At 68.0% G+C, this 20,785-nt stretch carries 17 protein-coding genes; 5 read left to right on the top strand and 12 right to left on the bottom strand.

The window, feature by feature from the left end; genetic code table 11:
- Positions 1-48: 48 nt before the first annotated feature.
- From ABD301_RS20910 to ABD301_RS20870, 9 genes are all read right to left on the bottom strand, one after another.
- A complete protein-coding gene (locus ABD301_RS20910) occupies positions 49-420 on the bottom strand; it encodes a VOC family protein (protein WP_163569546.1) in 372 nt (123 codons plus the stop codon).
- Between the two features lie 147 nt (positions 421-567).
- Positions 568-1,869, bottom strand: a complete 1,302-nt coding sequence (locus ABD301_RS20905; protein WP_344311971.1) for a ParB N-terminal domain-containing protein — start codon at positions 1,867-1,869, stop codon at positions 568-570.
- Positions 1,866-3,455, bottom strand: a complete 1,590-nt coding sequence (locus ABD301_RS20900) for a lipopolysaccharide biosynthesis protein (RefSeq protein WP_344311969.1) — start codon at positions 3,453-3,455, stop codon at positions 1,866-1,868. The genes ABD301_RS20905 and ABD301_RS20900 overlap by 4 nt, the downstream gene beginning before the upstream one ends.
- Positions 3,452-5,062, bottom strand: coding sequence for a hypothetical protein (locus tag ABD301_RS20895; RefSeq protein ID WP_344311968.1), 1,611 nt, complete (start codon positions 5,060-5,062; stop codon positions 3,452-3,454). Before ABD301_RS20895 ends, ABD301_RS20900 begins: the two co-directional genes overlap by 4 nt.
- Before the next feature lie 72 nt (positions 5,063-5,134).
- On the bottom strand, positions 5,135-6,067 hold the full coding sequence (locus tag ABD301_RS20890; RefSeq protein WP_344311967.1) for a glycosyltransferase family 2 protein: 933 nt from the start codon (positions 6,065-6,067) through the stop codon (positions 5,135-5,137).
- Positions 6,068-6,862, bottom strand: a complete 795-nt coding sequence (locus tag ABD301_RS20885) for a GumC domain-containing protein (RefSeq protein WP_344311965.1) — start codon at positions 6,860-6,862, stop codon at positions 6,068-6,070.
- Complete coding sequence (locus tag ABD301_RS20880; RefSeq protein WP_344311964.1) at positions 6,859-7,740, bottom strand: sulfotransferase family protein; 882 nt, start codon at positions 7,738-7,740, stop codon at positions 6,859-6,861. The genes ABD301_RS20885 and ABD301_RS20880 overlap by 4 nt, the downstream gene beginning before the upstream one ends.
- Positions 7,737-9,041 (bottom strand): phosphotransferase, encoded by a 1,305-nt coding sequence (locus ABD301_RS20875; protein ID WP_344311962.1) that lies wholly within the window; start codon positions 9,039-9,041, stop codon positions 7,737-7,739. Before ABD301_RS20875 ends, ABD301_RS20880 begins: the two co-directional genes overlap by 4 nt.
- Entirely contained in the window at positions 9,038-10,504 is a 1,467-nt protein-coding gene (locus ABD301_RS20870) for an O-antigen ligase family protein (protein WP_344311961.1), read from the bottom strand. The genes ABD301_RS20875 and ABD301_RS20870 overlap by 4 nt, the downstream gene beginning before the upstream one ends.
- Positions 10,505-10,675: 171 nt before the next feature.
- On the opposite strand from ABD301_RS20870, the gene ABD301_RS20865 reads away from it, so the two are divergent.
- The 4 genes from ABD301_RS20865 to ABD301_RS20850 all read left to right on the top strand — a co-directional run bounded on the left by ABD301_RS20865 (position 10,676) and on the right by ABD301_RS20850 (position 15,414).
- The gene (locus ABD301_RS20865) at positions 10,676-12,622 is read left to right on the top strand and encodes a hypothetical protein (RefSeq protein ID WP_344311959.1); all 1,947 of its coding nucleotides are present in this window, start codon (positions 10,676-10,678) and stop codon (positions 12,620-12,622) included.
- 11 nt (positions 12,623-12,633) lie between these two features.
- On the top strand, positions 12,634-13,485 hold the full coding sequence (locus tag ABD301_RS20860; RefSeq protein ID WP_344311956.1) for a WecB/TagA/CpsF family glycosyltransferase: 852 nt from the start codon (positions 12,634-12,636) through the stop codon (positions 13,483-13,485).
- Between the two features lie 69 nt (positions 13,486-13,554).
- Positions 13,555-13,752, top strand: a complete 198-nt coding sequence (locus ABD301_RS20855; RefSeq protein WP_344311955.1) for a GNAT family protein — start codon at positions 13,555-13,557, stop codon at positions 13,750-13,752.
- Positions 13,753-14,034: 282 nt separating this feature from the next.
- Positions 14,035-15,414, top strand: a complete 1,380-nt coding sequence (locus ABD301_RS20850; protein ID WP_344311953.1) for a sugar porter family MFS transporter — start codon at positions 14,035-14,037, stop codon at positions 15,412-15,414.
- 142 nt (positions 15,415-15,556) lie between these two features.
- Here ABD301_RS20850 and ABD301_RS20845 read toward each other — a convergent pair whose 3' ends face one another.
- On the bottom strand, positions 15,557-16,471 hold the full coding sequence (locus tag ABD301_RS20845) for a serine/threonine dehydratase (RefSeq protein ID WP_163569563.1): 915 nt from the start codon (positions 16,469-16,471) through the stop codon (positions 15,557-15,559).
- Positions 16,472-16,541: 70 nt separating this feature from the next.
- Here ABD301_RS20845 and ABD301_RS20840 point away from each other — a divergent pair, with 70 nt between their 5' ends.
- Positions 16,542-17,417: a LysR substrate-binding domain-containing protein gene (locus tag ABD301_RS20840; RefSeq protein WP_344311951.1), complete on the top strand. Its 876-nt coding sequence runs from the start codon at positions 16,542-16,544 to the stop codon at positions 17,415-17,417.
- Here the strand turns inward: ABD301_RS20840 and ABD301_RS20835 are convergent.
- Entirely contained in the window at positions 17,392-18,426 is a 1,035-nt protein-coding gene (locus ABD301_RS20835) for a protein kinase family protein (RefSeq protein ID WP_344311950.1), read from the bottom strand. The two genes, ABD301_RS20840 and ABD301_RS20835, sit on opposite strands and share 26 nt — an antisense overlap.
- Positions 18,427-18,448: 22 nt before the next feature.
- Positions 18,449-20,695, bottom strand: coding sequence for a SulP family inorganic anion transporter (locus tag ABD301_RS20830; RefSeq protein WP_344311949.1), 2,247 nt, complete (start codon positions 20,693-20,695; stop codon positions 18,449-18,451).
- Positions 20,696-20,785: the final 90 nt, after the last annotated feature.

Genomic DNA, 20,785 nt, shown 5'->3' with positions numbered 1-20,785 from the left:
GCCCCGCTGCCCTGCTGGTCTGCGTCAGACTGATCTGGTTGTGTTGCGTCAGGCTGGTCCTGCGACCCCGATCAGGTGGCCCTCGGGGTCGGTGAACTGGCCGACGACCAGCTTGCCGGGCGCCCCCTCCGGTCCCATCCGGCGTTTCCCGCCGAGGCTCTCGGCCTTACGCAGCGCCGCCTCCACATCCGGGACGCCCACGTAGAACAGGACCCGGCTCTCGTATCCCTGCCCACCGGCAACCCCACCGTTGATCCCGTCCGCGCCGCCGGTGACGAACCCGTACTGCCCCGGCGCCGACACCGCTTCGGTGGAGGCGTCCCCGACGTCGTACGTCCAGCCGAACAGCTCGCCGTAGTAACCGCGAAGCATGGCCGGGTCCTGGCCGATGATCTCGAAATGCACCACTGCGTCTGCCATGACTCTCCTCTTGTGACGCCATCGGTTGGGCGCTTCACCAGATAGTCGGAACCGGATCCAAGATTTCGACAGTGCTGACCTTAGTGAGGGTGGTGGAAAAACGGGGCATTTCGGCCCCAAACGTCACCCTCGTGGAAGGGATAGGGGTTAGTGGCGGATGCAGGCGAAGAGGTGGCGGCCGTAGTTGCCGGCGTACGGGCCGACGCCGTCGCTGTCCGGGCCGAGGTTGATGATTTCGTCGAAGGTGCCGTGTTCGGCGAGGAAGCCGGCGATGCGGGGGGTGTCCCAGCCGGCGAGGCTGGTGCCGAACCAGGCTTCGTGGTCCTGGCCGGTGTCCAAAAAGAGCACCTTGCCGGTCACCTCGTCCAGCAGCCGGACGAGTTCGGCTGGACCGATGGTGCCGCGGCCGAGGGCGAAGTGGTGCAGGAGGCTGAAGCAGGAGACCACGTCCCAGCGGCGGCCGGCGGCGGCCAGGAAGTCCTCGCACTGTCTAATGTGGACGACGCTGGCTGGCAGGCCGTAGACGGCCGAGCCGAGCGGTTGGGCGAGCGGGTCACGTTCGACGCCTTCGGCGAGGAATCCGGCGGCGCTCATCTGGGCGACGAACCATCCGTAGCAACTCGCCACGTCCAGATAGGATCCAGGCGAAATTCCGCGCGCGGAAAGGAAAGCCTGCATCTTTTCCAGCCGGTCCGTGCACTGGCGGACCAACGTCCAGCCGCGCTCCAGCTCCGGCGCTGGCAGAGGCTGATAAAGCTCCTTCGTTCCGTCCAGCCAGCTCATCCGCAGCAACAGATCCTGCAGTGGAGTGCTCGCGGTGGTCCGCTTCACCGTCACCGGGACAGTGGTTTCCCCAGCGGCATAAGCCAAAGCGATCCGGTGGTGGCCGTCGAGTACGCCGAAATACTCCGAGCCTCGGATGCGTTCCACCAGGATCGGGTCGGCCGGGCCGCTTTGGTTCGCTCTTGGCTCGTACGATGAACTTTCCTTGCGAGCAAGGAAATCGCGGGCGACCTCGACAACCCCGGCCGGCGCGTCGGCCCAGAAATAGCTGCCGCTGGTTTTCAGGCAACGCAACCCGAGCTGTCCGTACGGGCTGGCCAGGATCTGCTCGTCGGTGAGGGCGCCATCCGCGGCGAGCAACTGTACGTGTGGACCGGCGGCGAGGGGCGTCGACGGCCACAGCAAATCGCCGGTGGCCTGGGAAAATTCCTTGGGACTGAGCCCGCCCTGCGCGCCCAGCAACAGCTGATCGATAGCGACCATCGAAGATTGCGACGGTCGCAGGAAAGTCCGCGACAGCCGCAGGCGTACCGGCGCGGGCACCGATCGGCGAGCGGCCCCAGTCGCCCGGTCGGCCAGTGCGACAGCGGTTACCCGGCCGCGGGCGGCGGCCCGGCGGCCACGGAACCGGGCCGCGTTCAGGGCTCGGCGGGGGAGAGACTTCATGAGTAGTTTTCCTTTAGCGAAGCGGGTCGATGGGTGATCAGTGGCCGCAGCCTGCGCGGCACCATGCTGGCGAAAGAGTCGAGGGCGAGCAGGTCCGGCCGGCTCAGCAGGGCCACCGCGTAGACGACGCAGCTCACGCCGACGACGAGGGCGGCGGACCACCAGTGCAGGCCGAAGAAAAACCGCAGGGCCAGTGGCGGCAAGCCGAAGCAGACCACAGTCAGGCCGGCAACCCACCACACCGCGTTGGTGAAGGGGGTCATCTGTAGTTGGCCGCGGACCTGAAGCAGCGGCAGGACGTTGCGAACAACGATCGCGGCCGCCCATCCGATGGCCGCGCCGAGCATGCCCATGGACGGGATCAACAGGATGTCCAGCGCCAGGTCGACCAGCAGCGCGAGAGCGTTGTTGATCAGGCTGCGCCCGCTGCCGCCGGCCATCAACAATACGGTGTCCACCGGCCCGCAGACCGCGGAAACCACCGTTGAGACAGCCAAAAGTACGACGACGAGGTCACCGGTCGCGTACGTGCCGCCGAAAATCGACAGCAGCAGCGGCGCGAGGCCAATGCTGATCAGATAGAGCGGCCAGGTCACCGCCATGGTCCAGGCGGTGGTCACCTGGAAGACCCGCTCGGCGGCCACTCGGTCGCCGCGGGCCAGTAGTTTTGAGAGCTGTGGAGCCAAAACGTTCTGTACTGCCAACGCGACCAACTGGCCGAGCACCAGAAATCGGGTGGCCGCGGTGTAAACGGCGGCTTCGGTGGGCGAGCGCAGCACCGCCACCAGGATGATATCGGCGCGCTGCAACAGGATCTGGCAGATCCGGGCGATCGCCCGCGGCATCGTGTACGCCCAGTATTCGCGGGTCACCGCGGCTGCCCCGATCGGGCTTGGCCGGCGTTGGGTCTCGGCCTCCCGTACCAGCCGGAGCAGCCACCACCAGCCGACCACCAGCCCGACGCCGTACGGGATGGCCCAGGCGATCGACAGCCAGGCGAGCGAGGCCCCGGCAAGCGCGGCCAGCGCCACCGCGGCGACCTGCAGCAGGCTCCGCCCGACCCGTTCCACCAGCGCGGACGGTCGCATCGACCCGTAGCCGCGGGTTGCCGCGATGACCGTGTCGTAAACCCCGGCGACAGGAACGAAAACCGCCAACGCGAGCAGTCCCACGACGACTTCGTGCTGGTCGGTCGCGCCGCCCACCAGCGGTGCCAGCGGCGGGCCGGCGACCAGCATCGCGGCCCCACACACCAGGCCGGCGATGAGCACGGACCGCAGGCACACCCGCAGGCAGACGCGGGCCGCGGACGTACGTCGCTCCACCAGGTAGTGCGGCAGCCAGCGGGCCAGCGACACGTCCGACCCGAGTTCGGCGATCGCGATGGCGACCAGGAAAACCGAGGTGGAGGCGAAAAAACTGCCGGCCACCTCGGCCGGCACCCGGTTGGTGACGATCGCGACCACCGCGAAGGTGGCGACCGCGGAGATGCCGGCACCGATCAGGTTCGCGGTGCCGCCGCGGGCGATCGCCCCGAGGCTGCCGGCCGGGGAGCCGGTGACCGGGGTGATCCGGGCCGTCGTCACGACCGGTCGGCCCCCGCCGGCTCGGGTTCGGCCGGCGCCTTGGACCGTGGTGACGGCCGTTTCGGCGCGACGGCTGCCGCGGCGTCTGGCGCGTGCGTACGCGCGACTGGCCCACCATCGGACACCGACGGGCCAGCGTCCGGAGCGGTCAGGAACACCCCGAGCACCTCGCCGCCGCAACGGGTCAGCTCGTCGCTCGCGGCCCGCAGGTCGCGCAGCCGGGTACGGCCGGAAGTCGCGGACAGGATGACGGCGGTCGCTGAGTTCGCCAGCGCCAAACCGTCGGCACCGGCCGCTTCTCGTGCGCACAACACGACATAGTCGGCGTGCTGCGTAAGGACCCCCAGCTGCCCGCCCCACCGCTCGGAGAGCAGCCGATCGGCGGCCTCTTCCGGTTCGGTGCCGCTGGCCAGGAAAGACAGCCGCGGCTGCGGCCGGCGCAGCACCTTCAACGCCTCCCGGCGGCGCAGCAGCACCTCGGACAGGCCTGGCGACGGCATTTCCTCGACCAGGTCGGTCAGCCCGCCGCGGGCCGAGTCGACCAGGATCACCGAGCTGTCGGCGCGTACGAGTGAGACCGCCAACCGGACCGCGGCCGGCAACGCCGAGTCGTCGCACACGCCAGCGACCAGCAGCGTCGCCGGTACGGACGGGACGCCGACGGCGACCGTGATCCGCCGGGACCGATCGTCCTCGGTGATGGGCGCGGCCGGGTCGGAGAACAGTTTGGGCAGGTCAGCGCCGGTGCGTACGATCGGACCAAGGCCTGCGAAACCGGCCCGTTCCAGGTCGGCGGGCGCGTGCACGCGGTCGTCGGCGAGCGCCAGCCAACCGGCCAGCGCGGCCGCCGCGAGCAGCCCGAGCACCAGCCCAGCCAGCGCGTAGACCGCGAGGCCCAGGCCGGTCGACGCGGTCGCCGCCGGCGTGATGACCTCGCCCGGGTCCGGCGGGTTGGTTCGCAGGTCGCTGAGGGTGGCCTGCAGCTTCGCCAGCTGCGCCGAGTAGACGGTCAGCTGCTGCGTCAGCACCTGCCCGCGCGGCGAGGTGGCCGGAGTCTTCGCGAGCTCGCCGGCGGTCGACGACATGGACGCCTGCACTTTGGCCGCTTCGGTGGTGTAAAGGCGCAGCTCGGCGGCATCGTTCACGGCCGCCCGCTGGGCCCGTACGGCCAAATACGCGGTAGCGAAGGCGTTCGCCCCGTGAAGTGCGCTGTCGTTCGTACGCGCCGCATAACTGATCTCAAGCACCTGCGTGTTGCTCGGGTTGTCGACCGTCACCCGGCTCGCCAGCGTCGCGTTGTCGTCGGTGGACCCGAGGTCCTTCTTCGCCGCGTTGACGACCGCGTCGCCGCTGATCAGCGCGGCCTCGGTCTGCAGGTTGGTGAGGTTCTGCCCGCGCGCGCCGGTCGAGTACGGGTTGCCGTCCAGCGGGTTGATCAGTACGGCCGCGGTCGCCACCGTGCTGCCGGGACGGACCAGCCCAGCGGCTACCGCGCAACCGGCCACCGCGACCAGGACGACCAGAAGCACCGGCCACCGGCCGCGCAGCCGGGGCCAGATCCAGCCGAGGCCGCGTCGGTGGGGGGACACGTATCCAGGCTCACTCACCGCAGTCACCTACCGCATTGTTCCGGTATGGATAAGGACAATTCGACCGACCCCCTATCGGCCCCAACCCGTTCAAATCCCCCGACCCGCGGTGTGCGCGAGGTGCAGCACGGTGGCCGCCGACACGACTCGCGCGCTGACCAGAATCGCCAGGTACGAGCGCTGCTCGGTCGGGTGCAGCCGCAGCGATCGGATCGCCCACCGGCGGGCGTCCGCGCGCTGCCCGAGTGCCGCGTAGGCGAACGCTTTTTGGCCGTAGATCCGGGAAAGTCCGCGCGAGCTGTTCCGTAGCGCCGGATGCTTGTCGACGCAGTAGTCCAACGCGTCGATGATCGTCTGCCATCGATCGGCGAAGTACGAACCGCGATGCCACAGCACGTGGACCAGCGGCTCCGGGACCGTACCCACCGAAGAATGCGCCACCGCCCGCAGCATCCAGTCGTAGTCCTCGGCATAACTGCCGGGCAGTTTTTCGTCCACCTCACCAATACGGGCGAAGGCCTCGCGGGTCACCAGCACTGTCGAGGGGTGCGCCTCCATCACCCGGCGACGGGCCAGCTCGGCCAGCGTGAGGTCCTCCTGGCGCGGGATCCGAACGTGCGTACGCTCCTGTTTTCCCGTCCCGTAACGGATCTCGATGCCACACACGACAAGGTCGTGGTTGCCCTGCTGCAGCAGCGCGATCTGCCGGCTGAGCTTGTCCGGCCGCCAGCTGTCGTCGTCGTCGCAGAAAGCCAGCAGCTGCCCCGAACTCGCCGCCACGCCAGCGTTGCGGGCGCCGGCGAGGCCGGGCGTACGGTCGTTCGCGATGACCACCAGCGACCGGTCCGGCCCCAGCGGCGCGAACTCCTGCGCCAGCCCGATTTCCGGTTCGCAGCGGTCATAAACGACGACGCATTCGACCGGGCCACAGCAGTCCTGCGAGAGGATCGATCGTACGGCCGCGCGTAGGAGCTCGGGCCGCCGGTGCGTGGCCACGACGACGCTCGTTGTCAGTGCGGTCATCTATTTCTTGCCTTTCGTGGTGCGGGTTTTGTTTCCCCAAAGGGATTTTCTGGGGCGACGGGCGCCAGAGTCGGTACGCCGGCGGGCCAGCCCAAGGCCGACCAGTGCGCCGAGCACGGCCCCCGAAGCTGGCGCGGTCGGCCGGTTGGCGTCGCCGTCCGCGCTCACCTGCGGCCCGCGCAGTTCCTCGCCCGGATAGGCGCTGAGGTTCGCGCTGTTGACCATCGCGGTCTGCAGTTGGCCAATACGGTTGTAAAGCTGCTGCCGGGCCGCTTTTCCGGCCGGCGTCTTGGGAGTCGCGGCGAGTTCGACGGTGAGCCGGTCGACATTGCCACCCAGTCCGGCGATCGCGGTGGTTTGCCGTTGACTGAGAAATGCCTGCCGAGCGGCCAAATATCCGGTGGCCGCGGCTCGTACGCCAGCGCTGGCCCCGCTGGCCGAACCGGACCGGTAGCCGATGGTGAGAACCTTCGTGCCCGGCACCGCGCCCACCTCCAGCCGGTCGGCCGGATCGGGATCGCCGGTGGCCCGGATGATGCCGGCCAGTACGCCGGTCTGCGTCACCCGGCGAGCCTCGGTGTCGACGGTGATCCACTTCGGCGTGCCGTCGCCGGGCGGCGCCACCGTGACCGGCGCGTCGGCGACGAAAACCGTGACGGTGGCCCGAAAGGTGGCCGGCTGGGCCAGCAGGACAGCGGCGCCGACGAGGAGCCCGGCCAGTGCGCCGCCCAGGACGACGGCCCCGCCGCGACGCGAGATCCGCAGGTAGTCGGCGACCGGGACGCTCGGATTCATCGTCGCCAGCTCGGAACATCGCCGAGAAACTCGACCAGCTCCTGATCGGCCGCCTCGAATCCGTTCATCAGACGCTGCCGAAGATCGGTCGGCAGCGGCCGGCCCGGCCGGGCGTTGAGTTTCGGGAAAACCTCGGGGATCCACACCGGCAGGCCGAGCCATTCCTGCAGGCGTACGAACTGTTTCTCCGGTTCCGCGAAGAAAGCGTCCGCGTCCAGCGTGAACAGCCGGTCGGGGCTCACCGCGTCCCGCAGCCGGCGCAGCTGCGGGGTGTAAAGGCTGCGCCGGGCGTAGGCGTGGTGCCGGTGGCCGAAGCTCTGGTAAGCCGGATCCTCCCGGATGCGGTGCTCTTCCCCCAAAAGCCGCTCGTCCTCGAGCTCAAGCGCGCGACCGAAGTCCGCCTCGGTCTCAAAGCCACGGGCGAATTCGTGCCGGTACGCCGAATAGGCCCGCTCGACCGGGTCGCGTACCAGCGCGACCAGCCGGGTTTCGGGCAGGTCACGGGCAATCCGGCCGGCTGCGAGCGGGTGGAACATGTAGTAGCCGGAGGACTCGAAGGTGACCGGCTCGGCGGAGTGCGTCCGCGCCCGGGCCAGCGACCGGACCGGGAAGTGACCCCGATACCAGGACCAGCCGCGGTCGTACCAGAGGTCGAAGAAGTTGGTGCCCTTGTGGAAAAGTGGCGGGCTGATCGCCGGATGTCCGCTCAGCAGCCGGTGCAGGGTGGTGGTGCCAGCACGTTGCGCGCCCACCACCAGGAAAGTCGGCAGCAGCCGTACGGCCGGAGTGAGCCGGCCGACCGAGCGGACCATTTTCTGGCCGGCGGCCCGCATCGGAGCTGGCGCGGAGCGCCGCAGGCGGGGGAGCAGAGCGGTCATCGGCACCGTCCTTGGACATCTGGTTCCACCGAGCCGGCGCGCCGGCCGGCGATCCGCAGCATCAGCCGGGCCTGCTCGCGCAGCGGCGCCCCGGTGGCGGCCTGCGCCGCATAGAGATAGCGGGCCGCGATAGTGGCCGTGTAGAGCGTGCCAATCAGGTCGCCGTCCGGCCCGAGCCGCTGCCCGGCGAGCGTCACCGCGCGCTCGATCACCGGCGCGCTGATGCCGTGCCGCTGGGCGGCCGCCTGCACCAGGAAATGCATCAGGTCGAAGCCGACCGGTACGCCGGTGTCGAACCGTTCCCAGTCCCACAGCCCGACCTGCTGGCCGCGTACCGACATGTTCCACGGCGTCCAGTCGCCGTGCCAGCCGCCCAATGGCAGCCGCACGTCCGCGCAGCGATTGGCGATCTTCTCCAGCGCGAGCCGCAGCTCCTCGGCGTGGTGCCCGTCGGTCAGCGTGTCGACGGTTTCCCGCAGTCGTACGAAAAGTGGGCTGTCGGCGACCGGGCACACGCCGCTGTCGAAGCCGGCGGCCAGCTCCGCCATCGCCGCGACCGGTGGTCCGCTGGGCCGGCCGAGCCGGGGCCGGCTGGCCGCCGGCACCGGGGAGACCACCAGCAATCGCAGGTCGCGCCAGCCGCCGTCGTGCACGACCGTCGGCGTCCGTAGCCGCTGCCAGCAACGGCTGGTCACCTCGCGCAGCGCGCGCGCTTCGCGCTCTACCAACTGCCGTGAGATCGGGCCGTCGCCGACCTTCACGAAGGCCACTGTCCGGCCGGTCCGGTCGAAGACCTGCAGAACCGGCTTCTGGTTCGCCCGCAGCGCGCCGACCCCGATGCTGACCAGCACCGGCATGCCCAGCAGCTCGGACAGGTGGGTCTCGATGTTCTCCGCGCAGTGCCCGGCCGAGCTGATCCGCAGCCGGTCCGCGAGCAGCCGGCCGGCGCCGGGTAGCCGGAGCGCGAGGCCAGCGGCCAGCCGGGTCAGGTGTTCGGTACGGCTCAGGCCCGCGCTGAACCGGCGGACCGCGCCGGACGCGGCTCGCGGCAGGTCGGCCGGCACCAGCATCCGCGGTTCCCGGACATTGGGCACGAAGGCCAGCTCGCGAACCGGCCGCCGGTCCGACGGCAGTGGCGTACGACGCGATGCCACCTCGACCCGCGACGGCTCCGGCCACAGCCGGCGAGCCACCCGGGCCAGGTCCACGGCGGCTCGGTTCGACAGCCGCTCGTCGAGGATCGCGATCGCTGGACTGTCCGGCAGTGCGGCGAGCCCGATGTCCGCGTCGATGTCGCTCACCCCCTCACTCCGGTCAGCCGGCGAGGCTTCGTACGGGTGGAGGTCCCAGTGTTCGAGGGCATTGCGGCATCCCCATTCGCCGGAACTGTGGTGCCTCGATGTACTTGAAGCGGTATTGCAGTGTTTTCGAGTATTTTGCCCTGTCCGATTCCAGCTCTTCGCTCGGCCCGCCAGGCCAGCCCCAGAGCGAGCATCAGGGTGAAGACCGGCGGGCCGAGAACGTCGTACACGAACATCTCGATCCCGAAGAAAATCAGCAGCGCGAGCGCGATGACCGCCATCGGATCTCGGCTCCGGTACGCGTACCGGCCGCGGATCAGCAGGAACGCCAGGAAGAGCAGGGTGCCGATCAGGCCCTGCGAGAACAGCAGCAGCCACAGGTGGCCCTGGGTGCCCAGCGGCGGCACCGCGCAGGCGGGGCAGTCGGGCGTGCCGGAGCCGGCGATCGAGAAGAAGTTGCCCTGCACGTCCCGGGTGTTGCCGAAGCCCAGCAGCGGCGAGCCCCGCATCATCGAATCGACGGTGGCGACCGCGAGCGCGGATCGCCGGTTGTTGCTGTGCGGGTGCTGCAGCCGTTCGTTGATCAGCTCGCCGAGCGGCGAGACGACGACGAGCAGGGCCACCACCAACACGGCGCTGACGGCCGCTCCCACCACCCAGGTCCGGCCGGCCCGGGCGAGCTGGAAGATCGCGTACGCGACGCCGACCGCCAGCGCGATCCAGAGCCCGCGGTTCAGCGAGTAGACGACGGGAACGGCCGCTGTCGCGAGGACGAGCGGTGCCACGTACCGGCGCCAACCGGAGTTTTTGCGGCACCACGAATAAAGGAAGAATGGCAGGAAAAACGACAGGTTGGCGCCCCAGGAGTTGACGTACGTGAACGGCGCTTTTGGTCGAGGCTCGACATATCCGAGCACGTTCTGCACCTCAGCGCTGGCCGGGTGCACGATCACGTGCATGAATTCCTTGCTGGACACCGAATGTGGCAGCAACATTTCCAGCGGGGAACGGAATTCCAGGTGTGGTGCCACCACACCGAGCAGTCCGCCGATGGTGGTGACCACGAACATGTAGCCCAGCAGCCGAGAAATCCGCAGGTCGCTGACGGTTTTCTCTTCGGTGTTCCCGATGTACAGCAGTGCGACGGTCACCGCCGCGTACCAGAGCACCCGGTAGCCGAAGGTCAGCGGCGAACCCGGCTCGGGCACGGCCCCGGGCGCGTACGTCGTCAGGACGGCGGCGCTGGCCACCACCACGGCGAGGAACAGCAGCCACCAACCGAAACCGCGCGGCGCCAGCAGCCGCCGCCAGCCGGTGCGTTTGAGCAGGCTCACCGCCAGCGGCACCGCCGCCAGCAGGAACACGAACTCGCCGACCCCGAGCGCCCACCAGAGCGGGTAGCCGAGGAAGGCCACCGACAGTGGCCAGCCCGCCGGCAGTGACCGCCGTCGTGTCGTACGCACATCCGCCCCCACAGGTCGCCGTTGGCCATAGGTCCGCCGGCGGGAGAGCCTACGCGACCCGCCGGGTCGCTCCGAGTAGTGTGCACGACACTACGTACTCTGGCCGCGACGGTGAGTGGATAATATTTGCCGTCAAGCCGGGCGAGTTGGGCAACGTGCGGAGGAGTCACTGTGGACGATCGATCGCGCAGCGTGTTCGGCAGCTGGGCTCGCCGGGTGTTCACCGCCCTGGTGGCGCTCACCTGCGCGGCCTCGGTCGGCGGCCTCGCGACCGCCGCACACGCCTCGCAGGCGGCGCAGGGCAAGGTCGTCAGCGCCGGCCCGGCGTCGTACACCCCGAACGTGTTGGACGGTCAGGTCGACTCGATCGCGCAGGTGGGCGGCACGGTCATCCTCGGCGGCACGTTCACCCAGGCGCAGAACGCCGGCGGTGGCGCCAAAGTGACCCGCCAGCACCTGCTCGCCTTCAATGCCACCACCGGCGCGCTCAGCGCGTTCAACCCCGGCACCGACGGCGAGGTCACCAAGGTGCAGTCGGCCGGCGACGGCCAGACGGTTTACGTCGGCGGCTATTTCAAGACCGTCCGTGGCGTCGCCCGGCCGGGCCTGGCCCGCGTACGGCTGAGCGACGGCGCGGTGATGGGCGGTTTCACGCCCAGCCTCGATGGCGGCGTCACCGACTTGAAACTGGTCGGCGGTCGGCTCTGGGTAGCCGGCCGATTCACCAAGGTCGGTGGGGTGGCGCAGCCGGCGCTGGCCACCGTCAACCCGACCACCGGCGCTTATTTGCCGTACATGAGCCTGAAATTCGCCGAGCCGCAGGACGGCGCGCCGCTGCAGGTGACCAAAATGGACGTCAATCCGGCCGGCACCCGGCTGGTCGCGGTGGGCAGTTTCAACACGATCAACGGCTACGCCCGGGCCCAGATCGCGCAGTTGACGACCACCGGCTCGCAGGCCGGATTGGCCTGGTGGGCCACCGATTTCTACGACCAGGCCTGTGACGACGAGTTCCCGTCGATCATGCGCAACGTCAGCTTTTCGCCGGACGGCGGCTATTTCGTGGTCGTCACCACCGGCGGCCCGCGTGGCCCCGACTCACCTTGTGACGAGTCGGCTCGCTGGGAAACGTCCTCGACCGGCGGTGGCCTGCGGCCCAGCTGGGTGGACTTCACCGGCGGCGACACGGCCTATTCGGTGGTGGTGACCGGCACCGCGATCTATCTTGGTGGGCATTTTCGCTGGGAGAACAACCCGAACGGCAACAACGCGGAGGCCGCCGGCGCGGTGTCCCGGCCGGGCATCTCCGCACTCGACCCGTCCAACGGCCTGCCCTTCACGTGGAATCCGACCAGGAATCCGCTCGGTGTCGGCGTGTTGGACCTGCTCGCGACTTCTGCTGGGCTGTGGGTGGCCAGCGACACCGACCACATCGCCAACCAATATCACGCCCGGATCGCTTTCATGCCGCTCAGTGGTGGCTTTTCGGTACGGGGAACGGCTGCTCCGGGCCTGCCTGCCAAGGTTTACAAGCAGGGTGGCTCGAATCCGTACGCGAGCGGCAGCTTCACGTTTAACGGCAGCAAAATCACCCAGACGATGGGTGGCGCCGGTGGCGGGATCAACTGGTCCGACGTACGCGGCTCGTTCATGCTGAACGGCCAAGTCTACATCGGACAGTCGAATGGGCAGCTGGTCCGCCGGGCGTTTGGCGGTGGCGCATTCGGTGGCCAGGTGGGCGTGACCGGCGCGGACCGGGTGGTCGCCGACCAGGACTGGCACCAGGACGTACAGTCGATCACCTCGATGTATTTCCATCAGGGCCGGCTTTATTACACGCTGGCTGGCCAGAATCAGCTCTATTACCGGTATTTCACCGCCCAGAGTGACGTGGTCGGCGCGCTCCGGTTCACCGCCGGCACGAGTTCGGCTTTCGGGCAGGTGAAATCCGGTTTCTACGCGGGCGGACGTTACTGCTATTCGGTGAGTTCGGACGCCAACCTGCGCTGCATGTCCGTGTCGTACGGCACGGTCACCTCCGGACCGGCCGTGGTGTCCGGGCCCGGCGTGGACGGCCGCAACTGGCAGTCGTCCGCGATGTTCGCCTTCCAGACGTAACAGGTGTTGTGATGGCTTCTTCGACGCTGCCTCCGATCGGACCGTCGGCTGTGCCTTCGGCCCGGACCGGCCAGATTTCCCCGGTGCCGCGACTGCCGGACGAGGCCGAGCCGGCCCGCGTACCGGTCGGCCCGTTCTCGGTGGTCGACCTGCCCCGACTGCCGCTGGCCGACTACATCGCCCGGTCCGCGGTCGCCGCGGTGCCATCCCGGCCGTATTTGGCCTTCGCCTTGCATGTTGGCGGCCTTAACCACCGCACTGACGCCGATTTCGTGGCGTCCATGCGAAAGGCCGACGTGATCTACGCCGACGGCGCTTCGGTGGTCGGACTGGCCCGACTGGCCGGCGCCCGCGTCATCGGCCGGTCGGTGACCACCGACCTCGGCTGGGACGTGTTGCGCCGCTTGGAAACCCGGCAGGGCCGGCCGCTGCGGCTGGCTCTGATCGGCGGCCCGATCGGCCTCGCCGGCGAGGCCGGGGCGGTGCTCGCCGAGAAACTGCGGGCACAGATCGTGGTTGCCGAACACGGCTACCAGCCGGACTGGGCCCCGGTGGTCAACCGGCTCCGCGCCGCCCGCCCGGACGCGCTCATCGTCGGCCTCGGCGCGCCCGCCGAGATGCGCTGGGTGATGCAGTGGCTCGACCGCCTGCCGCCCACGCTCGTGCTCACCTGCGGCGGCTGGTTCGGCTTCCTCGCCGGCAACGAGCGCCGCGCACCCGCCTTCATGCGCGCCGCCGGGATGGAATGGGTGGCCCGGATCGCCCAGGCCCCCGCCCGCCTCGCCCCCCGGTACGCCCGCGGCGCCCTCTCCACCGCCGCCCTCGCTGCCGCCTGCCTCCGCTCCCGGTTTTCCTCCTCCTAACTCACAGTCACCCTCCCGCCGTTTTGTCCGCAACGCTGATGCGCCCCGATCCCACCGGCCCGACGCCGAGTGCGGGACTTTATCCCGCACTCGACGTCGAGTGCGGCACAAAATCCCGCACTCGACGAAAACCCAGCCGCACCGCTGGCCAAACTCGGCATGTCGTACGAGGGCCAACTGCGGGAGAACGTCCTCGCTCGCGAGGGCTGGCGGGACTCGGACCTCTACAGCGTGCTGGAATACGAGTGGCGAGGCGGCTGGCGCTAGTGTGATGGGTGCCACGGGTCGTGGGTCTCGTTGGTAAACATGGGATGCGTTATTGACCCGCATCGGGCACGGAATGTGTATTCATGTATCTGAATTGTGTTCATATTCAAGAATTACTTCGCCCTGGCATCTTGTCTTCAGGTCTGTGTCATGTGACCGTTGGCACAGCCCAAGCGTGGACGGCGTGTACGACTCACCGTTCGTGATGGCATCGGCACTATCTGGCACCCGGGGCGGCCGTACGTCCACCGGGCAGCGGAACGAGACGAGGGCGGATTCGACGTGCAACAAGCGACGGCTGCGCCAGCGAGGCGCTTATTCACCAGCACCTGGCTGTTCTATTTCTTCGGAGCCCTGGGCGGCATCCTTTTCGGCTATGACCTTGGCGTTATCTCTGGTGTCTTGTTGTTCGTCAACAAGATCTGGAAGTTGGGTACGTTCGAACAGGGCGTGGTCGGCGGCTGCCTGGCCGCCGGCGCGGTGGTCGGCGCGATTTTCGCCGGCCGTCTGACCGACCGCCTCGGCCGCCGCCAGACGATCATGCTGGCCGCGGTGATCTTCGCGCTGGGCACTCTGGGCTGTACGTTCGCGCCGAACGTGACGGTCCTGGTGATCTCCCGGTTCATCGTCGGCATCGCCGTCGGCTGCTCGTCGGCCACCGTGCCGACGTACCTGTCCGAGCTCGCCCCGGCCCGGATCCGTGGCGCTCTCTCGACCCTGAACCAGCTGATGATCGTCTCCGGCATCCTGCTGGCTTACATCGTCGACTGGGCTCTGACCCCGTCGGCCAACTGGCGCGCGATGTTCGCCGCCGCGCTGATTCCCGCGGTTGTTCTTTTCCTTGGCATGCTGGGTATGCCCGAGACGCCCCGCTGGTTGCTCAAGGCCGGCCGCGACGATGAGGCCCGTTCGGTGCTCGCGAGTACGAACAGGGCCGGCGACGTGGAGGCCGAGCTGGCCAACATCCGCGAGGTGATCCAGCTCGACTCCGAGCGGCAGGGCCGGTTGCGTGACCTGGTCACGAAATGGGCCAAGCCGGCACTGATCGTCGCCTTGCTGCTGGCCGTCGGTCAGCAACTGTCCGGTGTCAACGCGATCAACATCTACGCACCGCAGATGTTCACCAACCTCGGCTTCACCAACGGCACCTCCCTGCTCGCCGCGATCGTGCTCGGCGCGGTCAAGGTCGCGTTCACCGCGTGGGTCATCTTCATGGTCGACCGCTGGGGCCGCAAACCGTTGCTGTTGCTGGGAAGTGCGTGCATGGCACTGACCCTCGGGCTGCTCGGAGTGGCCATTCTGGTCATCCACAACCACACCGCCGTCGGCCTGACCACACTCATTCTGCTGATCATCTACCTGGCCGGCTACGAACTCGGCTGGGGCGCGGTGGTCTGGGTCATGATGGCCGAGGTCTTCCCGCTCAAGGTTCGTGGCATCGGCATGGGCACGAGCAGCGTCGCACTGTGGGCGGCCACCTTCGCCATCACGTTCATTTTCCCAGCGATGAACAAGGGCCTCGGCCTGTCCAACTCGGTGTTCATCTTCGCCGCGATCAGCGTGGTCCTGTTCTTCCTCGTCCAGCGCATCGTCCCGGAAACCAAGGGCCGCAGCCTGGAGGAAATCGAACTCGACCTCCGTGCTCGTACTGGCGGTCGTTAACCATCCCAAAGACAAGTGGTGGGCACCGTGATCCCCCTCCGGTGCTCACCACTTTCTTTATGCGTACGTTCTTGTGATCGCGGCAGACGTTAGAGCACACCACCGACATTTTTCAAGCGAGAAAAGGGAACCTGTGCGAATGTCAATCTTGCGGTAGCCAGTCGGTGTTCGCGCCACAAAGGATGATGCATGGCAACGCGTTGTATAAGCGCGCGTTCAACCATGCTGCGAGAGGTGCCGCGGCGGCTGGTTCGACCGCGAGCCGATATTCCTCCCACAGATAATCGCGGGCTTCGATCAGCTCCTTATCGCTTACCAGAAGAGACGTCGTCTTCTTGTTATTAAGCACCGCGAATGGCAATGCGCCCGTACGAGTGGCGCCCAGCGCGGAGGAAGCCACCGAGTCGACTGGAGAATCGATGGGTTCGCCGGCCTTCAATGCGCGGTGCAGCGCGCAACAGCCTTCCGGTTCCACGGCTACGGTCGTACGATCGCCAATCGCCACCGCGGTTCCGGCGGCGAGTCCGCCGCCGCCAACCGCCACATAAAAGGCGTCGACGCCCGGGAAGTCCTCGATGACCTCGGCGGCCGCGGTGCCTTGGCCGGCGATGACCGAAGGATCGTCGTAGGCGTGCACATAATGACTTCCCTGCGTACGCGCCTCAATAACGGCGGCCGCCGCTGCTTCGGCATAGGTCGAGCCGTGTCGTACGAGCCGGGCGCCGGCGGCTTCGATGCGCCGGGCCTTCGCGGTCGGCACTGTTTCCGGTACGTAGACGGTCACAGGCAGTGCGAGCAGCGCCGACGCGGTGGCTACCGCGAGGCCATGGTTTCCGCCGGAAGCAGTGATAACTCGGGCAGGACGCGCAGTCAGCAACGCGTTCAAGGCGCCCCGCAGTTTGAAGGATCCGCTGCGCTGCAGGTGTTCCAGCTTCAGGATCACTGGCCGCCCGTCGATTTCCACGCGCATTGCTGGAGTCCGTCGCGCGTACGGCCGGATCCGCTCGGCCGCCGCTGCCACGTCGGCCGCGGTGGGGACATTCACGCAAGTTGTCATGGACCCACCATGGAGGAAAACCAGCCATAATCGCTAGTGACGTTTCCTGGTCAGACATTAGGAGCGCTTAATGGACGTGGCCCGCCTGCGGGTGTTGGTAGAGGTGGCGCACGCGGGGTCGATCGCGGCGGCCGCGCAGCGGATGTCCTTCACACCGTCGGCGTTGTCGCAGCAGCTGGCGAAGCTGGAGCGTGAGGTGGGCTCGGCGCTGCTCGACCGTGGGCCTACCGGCGTCAGGCTGACATCTGCCGGTGAGGTGCTGGTCCAGCACGGCGAGCGGGTGATCGGCGAGCTGCGCGATGCGGAGGTGGCGGTCGCGGCGGCGGCCGGCAGGGCGCCGCAACGGCTCGCCATCGGTACGTTCGCGACCGCCGGCAAGACGCTCGTGCCGCGCGCGCTCGCGGCCCTACGCCGTCGCCATCCGGCCGCGGACCTGTCCCTGCTCGACCTCGAACCGCCGGCCGGCTATGGCCTGGTGACCTCCCGTGACCTGGATGTTCTCATCACCCATCGCTATCCGGGCGTGGCGCTGCCGGACGCGGCCGGCTTGCACCGGCAGCGGTTGCTGCTGGACCGGCTGCGGCTGACGATGCCGGCCGGCCATCCGCGCGCGGGCAGTCGGAACCGCCTCGCCGACCTGGCCGGCGACCAGTGGATCTCCAGTGCCCGCGGAGTGGCGAACCGGACCTGCCTGCAGACGCTCGCCGGCGATCTGGCCTTGCACGTGGCGTACGAGACAACCGACTACGAGGTGATTCTGGAGCTGGTGGCGGCCGGGTTGGGCATCGCGCTGGTGCCGGCCAGCATTCTGGCCAGCCGCCGGGACAACCGGATCGCGGTCGGCGACCTGGTCGGCACTCGGGCCGCGCGAGAGGTCCACCTGGTGCACCGTAAGCGCCCGACTCCGCTGGTGGCCGACTTTATCGACCTCCTGCAGCCAAAGTGAACGCGATCTCCTGCACCGGGTAGGGCGTTGCCCTGCTTCCTGACTGCAACTTCTTGAAAAACGTCATCATCACGTCGGCGATGGGCGCGTACCGCTGGATCAGCACAGCCACCGATTTCGGTACGTCGTCCAGGTTTCGGCCCTCGACGCAGTCGCGTAGAAAGGCTTGGTGGGCGCCCCACTCCACGCCGTGGAAGGTGGCGATCAGCCAGCGTACGAGATGGGTCATCGCGTAACACCAGTCATATGTCCGGTGGTCGTCGAAGAACTCCCGTTCAGCCGCGGAAAGGTCGAATCCAGTGCTGATCGCCAACCCGAAGTCAGTGAAAAAGATCCGCTCACCGTCGGTGAGAATATTGCTGAAATGCGCGTCGAAATGCAACAGACCCCGCGACTCCATGAAGGAGATGCCCGCGGCCAGTTCGCGTTCCACCATCTCGCAAGCCGCGTCCACCTGGCCGCTGGCCACTTGGATGGCAAGCCATTCGTCCAGCTGCTGTGGCAGATATTCCAGGAAAATCGCGACACACGCAGATGCGCCGCGAAGCCCTTCCAGTCGTTCGCCAATGGCCGCCGATCCGCCCCAATAGCCAACCGCCTTCTCGGTGTCGGCCAGATCATCGCGTAGCGGCTGCGGATCGTCGGGCAGCACTCGCCAGTGGTACATCAGTGGGAATCCCTCGTACGCGCCGGAAAGCACCCAGTTGGTGGTCATCACATGGACGGCCAGCTCGCGCCAGACGCCGAAACCCGTCGACCCGATGCCGTATTGGTAGAAGGTCGGCAGCCGGTAGAAGTTAGCGGTGGAACGAAGATTCTCCGGCTGCCTGTCCAGATCCGTCAGTGGCACCTTCTTGACGAAAACCTGGACTCCTTCGACTTCCAGCGTCGCCCGGGCGCCTCCGATGCCACTGCCGGCCGGCGTGGCCCCAGCCACCAGCTCGGCGACCTGCCGATCACTGAGCAGTGCCAGATGGTTGGAAACGGCTCTGTACGAGGAAAGTCGCATCGCCTCACGATAGCTTCCGCGGTCACCGAAGGGCAGTCATCGACGTCTCGATGGGACGGTTGATCGAGTGGAAGCTGTCGCCGGTCTGGTCGAGCAAAAACACCTCGGCGCCGTCGATATCGAAATAGAGACCGGCTAGCCGCAGCTGACCGGCCGCGACTTTCGTCCGTACGGTGGGATAAGTCAGCAAGTTGTCCAGCTGCTCACGGATGTTCACGTGACAGAGCCGCTCCACCGAATCCGAGTCGGGATCACCGGCGAGCCAGCGCTCCCGGCTGCTCGCCGCGTAGCCGAGCCAGTCCGACAGTGCGCTGGCCGGCCCGAGGTCGGCCGGATCGGATGGGCTCGCGAGCGCTTTCATAGCGCCACAACCGGAATGCCCGCAGACGGTGATCAGCCGTATGCCCAGCACTTCCACCGCGTACTCGATGGCGGCGCCCACCGACCGGTCCGCTGACCCGCAAGCCGGCACCAGGTTTCCGATGTTCCGCAACGTGAAAAGATCGCCGGGACCGCTCGCGGTGATCAGGTTCGGCACGATCCGCGAATCGGCGCAGGTCAGGAAAAGCTGCGCGGGTCGCTGGCCTTCGCGGGCGAGTTTGCGCAAATACGGGTGCACCAGTCGGCGGGCCCGCCGATGGTAGTCGCGGGCGCCGACCATCAGCGGCTCCAGCTCGGCGGGCTGACCGTTCGTACGGGCGTCCGGCCGCTGGCTCTGCCAGGTCGACCAGGGCGCGAACCAGCGGGGCGACGGCGCTTTTTCGGCAGCGGGATGGGGAGGCGTGCCGCCCGCGGACGGGTGATACCAACGCTCGTGAATCTCGTCGATGTCCACGATTCCGCCGCGCCGCTGGTGGTCGAGCCGCCACGAATGCAACGCGTCGAAGGCCGCGTGGTCCATGAAATCCACGTAAAGATCGATGTCGACGGCCGCGCCCTCCGGGATTTCGGCCAGTTCGCGGGAAAGTCTCGGCACCGACAGGAAGGTCAGTGAGCCGGCCACTCGGACGTGCCAGCGTTCGCCGGACCGCTCGGTGTGGATGCTCGTACGCCCGAGCCGGCGCAGCGCGATCAGCACGGTGAGGCCGACACCGAGCAGCACGCCTTCGATCAGGTTGAGCGCGAGGACACCGACCACCGTCACCACGTAGACCGGCAGTTCGCGATGATGCCGCAGGTGCCGGATGTGTTTGATGTTGACCAACTGCAGGCCGATCACCACCAGCAGCCCGGCGAGTGCGGCGACCGGAATGCGCTCGATGTGGGCGGCCAGGAGGGCGACGGCCGCGACGATCCAGACGCCGTGCAGGACAGCTGACACCCGCGAGCGTGCGCCCGCTTTTACGTTGGTGGAGCTGCGTACGATGACTCCGGTCACCGGATATCCGCCCAGTGCACCGGAAACCACGTTCGCGGTGCCCTGCCCGATCAGCTCGCGGTCAAGTTTCACCCGCGGCCCGTCGTGCAGTTTGTCCACCGCCACCGCCGAAAGCAACGATTCGACGCTGGCGACCAGGGCCACCGTGAACACCGCGAGGATGACACCCTGGATCTGTCCGGCGGCTGGCAGCTGTGGGAGCGCGAACGACTGCAACGGATGATCCGGCAGGCTGATCCGGGGCACGTCCCAACCAAGGACGGCCGCGGTCGCGGTCGGCACCGCCACCGCGATCAGCGCCGCCGGGATTTTCTGGACCATCGAGGGAAGTCGCGGCCATAGCAGCATCAGCGCGATCGCGGCCAGCCCGATCGCCGCGGTCAGCGGATTCGGGCGCAGGATTTCAGCGGGCATTTCAAGGATATTCTCGATTGCCGAGCTCTGCGGCCGGGCGCCGAGCAGGACGTGCAGCTGCGCGAGCGCGATGGTCAGGCCGACGCCGGCGAGCATGCCGTGCACGATGGCGGGGGAGACGGCCAACGCCGTACGGGCCACCCGGACAGCGCCCAACCCGATCTGGATGAGCCCGGCCGCGAGCGTGATCAGGCAGGTCACGGCCCAGCCGTACTGCAGGTTGATCTCCGCCACGATCACCGTCAGCCCGGCCGCCGGCCCGCTGACCTGAACCACCGAGCCGCCCATCGCACCGGCCACGATGCCGCCGACCGCGGCCGCGATCAACCCGGCCACCACCGGTGCGCCGGAGGCGACCGCGATGCCCAACGACAGTGGCAGGGCAATCAGGAAGACGACCAGTGAGGCCGGTACGTCGTAGCGCAGAGCGCTCCTGACCTGGTCCTGCCATCCCGCCACGGTCGCGCTCGAAGTCATGGGGTAGGTCGCCTTCCCGTCGTTTCCGGCCGAAGACAGACGTGATGATCACGCCGCACGACAGGTCATACGGGACAGTCGATCCAAAAG

The organism is Fodinicola feengrottensis (genome assembly GCF_039530045.1).
GTDB lineage: Bacteria > Actinomycetota > Actinomycetes > Mycobacteriales > HKI-0501 > Fodinicola > Fodinicola feengrottensis.
This window is presented reverse-complemented; position numbering and strand designations above follow the sequence as displayed.